Genomic DNA, 1437 nt, shown 5'->3' on the forward strand with positions numbered 1-1437 from the left:
ATGGCAAAAACCTGCTTGAGGAACTGCGAAATTTCATCTTGTTTGCCAACTCTAAAATGGTTCCATATATTCCAAACAAAATGAAACAGGTCTAAGGCAACTAAACCTTTAATATTAATTGGTTCAACGCATGATAAAGGTAGCTTAGCGGAGTACAATTCTATGTATTTACAAAGCTTGAGCAAATCTTTGTCAGAAACATAAGGTGCGAACTATAGTTGAGTATATTTAATAGCTATAGCTTTGTTTTGCTCTTTATAAACTAATTATTTTCATAGGAATGAAACTAGAGTTTCAATATAATGAAACTGAAGTTTCATACTGATGAAATTAAAGTTTCAAACTGTTGAAACTATCGCTTAGTACCGAGAAGATGTTTTATTTTATACACGCTTGTAGGTACGCATAAGTGTAGGGTATTGTTCTTCATAGCTGTCGAACTCAATTGCAGAGCCGTCGTAACCCATGTCTGTGAAGATGTCTCTTATCTCTTTTTGCTCACTTTCAGTCAGTACACGTTCTTTTCGTTTAATCCGATAATAGGCTGTGCGCCCAAAGGTGTAGATAAGATTCTGGCGGATATCACTTAAATAAGCCACCCGCACGTTATCATAGATTCGTGATATTCCCCATGCAAAACGTTCCTTGCGGTTAGGGTCGAAGAACGGGCAGGGCTGCTTGTCTGCAATCACTTTCGAGTTCACTATCATATACTGCTCCCGTCCACCCATTTCGAGCATCGTGTAGGCGGTGTGGCGCAGGCACTGGCTGGCTTTCTCGCAATGAGTTCCAGCACAGTGCGCATAGTCGTAGGGTAATTGGTTGTATTGTTCAAGGGTCATAAGATAGGTGTTGTGGCTAAATGATATTATGCCAATGTCCGCTTAAAGAAGAGTTGGCGGTCTTTTAGTACAACAATGATAGATACGATAAGTAATAATATTGTTTGTATGCACTTGCTGTCGGGATGGGTAGAAAATATCTCATTGAAATATCCAGCTGTAATATGAAAGGTAATGGCAACGAGGATATTTCGGTTGGTTTTATAATAAAGCCAGTTCATCAAAAAGACAAAAGGGAAGATACTAACGATGAAGTTCAGACTATAAAGCCAGCCCTCACTCACCACATTAGCATGATAATAACCCTTAATACCTGCAAGGGGAAAATGCCAAACTGCCCAATAAGCAGCAAACAGCATAGATGTTTTGAAGAGACTCATTCGAGAACGGAGACAGTCTGTTCCATAACCATGCCATGCAAGTTCCTCAAGCGTAGGTGCAAGTATAAGGAGGAACCATACAGGGAAGACACCCGAAGTAAAGGTGTAATGACCTGTAATAATGAATTGCGATGGACTGTAACCGAACAACAGAGATACTGCCATAGCACACAAGATACTTGCTGGCATCAGTAGGCAGGCTGTGAGATAATATT

At 40.0% G+C, this 1437-nt stretch carries 2 protein-coding genes; both read right to left on the reverse strand.

All coding sequences use genetic code 11. The annotated features are described in order from the left end of the window. Positions 1–383 precede the first annotated feature (383 nt). Positions 384–842, reverse strand: coding sequence for a DUF6078 family protein (locus HXN26_RS10845; RefSeq protein ID WP_273161265.1), 459 nt, complete (start codon positions 840–842; stop codon positions 384–386). Between the two features lie 26 nt (positions 843–868). Next, the coding region (locus HXN26_RS10850; RefSeq protein WP_273161267.1) for a CPBP family intramembrane glutamic endopeptidase at positions 869–1437 on the reverse strand (569 nt) is incomplete at its 5' end.

Origin of the sequence: Prevotella aurantiaca (genome assembly GCF_015262605.1) — a bacterium.
Taxonomy (GTDB): domain Bacteria; phylum Bacteroidota; class Bacteroidia; order Bacteroidales; family Bacteroidaceae; genus Prevotella; species Prevotella aurantiaca.

What these genes read in the sequence shown, in the direction of transcription:
- HXN26_RS10845 (WP_273161265.1), bottom strand. Translation starts at nt 842, where the DNA reads ATGACCCTTGAACAATACAACCAATTACCCTACGACTATGCGCACTGT.